Genomic DNA, 749 nt, shown 5'->3' with positions numbered 1-749 from the left:
CCGGTCGCCTAACGGGCGCCGCCGGTCGGGCCGTACGCCGTGAGGAAGCGGTCGCGGAACCGGTCCATCCGCCAGACCGGCGCGTCCGGTCCTGGCGTGAGGCCGTCCTGCCAGTGCCAGTCCGCGATCCGGTCCATGACGTCCGGGTCGTGGGCGACGATCGAGATCGGTACGTCGCGGCCCGCGCCGGATCCGGTGACCGTGGCGTTGGGCTGGTGGTCGCCGAGGAAGACGAGGACGGTGTCCTTGTCGCCGTACTCCTCCACCCAGGAGACGAGGCTGTTCACCGAGTACTCGATGGAACGCCGGTACTCCGTACGGATGTTCTCCCGGTCCTTCCACACTTCCTTGGGATCCTTCCCGGACCGCTGGATCGAGTCGTAGACGGAGCCGTCGCCGATCTCGTCCCAGTCGAGTATCTCGGGAATGGGCGCCCACGGGTTGTGGCTGGAGACGAGGATGATCTCCGACATCAGCGGCTTGCGGTCCTTCTTGCCGTTCTCCAGCCGTTCGAAGGCCGCCATGCTGTACTGGTCGGGCACCGGGGCCCAGCTGAACTTCGGCCCCTGGTAGCCGAGTTGACGTGAGTCGTAGATGTTGTCGAGCCCGTAGAACTTCCCCTCGGGCCAGGACCGGGTGACGCCCGGCATGATGCCGACCGTCCGCCAGGCGTCGGTGCGCCGGAAAGCGTCGGTGAGGGTGAGCCGGTCGCTGGTGGTGACGGTGCGGTAGCGCTCCTGGTTCTTGAT

The 749-nt window shown here is 67.2% G+C and carries 1 protein-coding gene; it reads right to left on the bottom strand.

The genetic code is table 11. The features are described 5' to 3' along the window. Nucleotides 1–8: 8 nt before the first annotated feature. A partial coding sequence (locus BFF76_RS30785) for an alkaline phosphatase family protein (protein WP_478078261.1) occupies nt 9–749 on the bottom strand: 741 nt, incomplete at its 5' end.

Origin of the sequence: Streptomyces mutomycini (assembly GCF_001700505.1) — a bacterium.
Lineage (GTDB): Bacteria > Actinomycetota > Actinomycetes > Streptomycetales > Streptomycetaceae > Streptomyces > Streptomyces mutomycini.
Note: the sequence above shows the minus strand (reverse complement) of the source record. Positions and strands in the feature narration are given on the sequence as shown.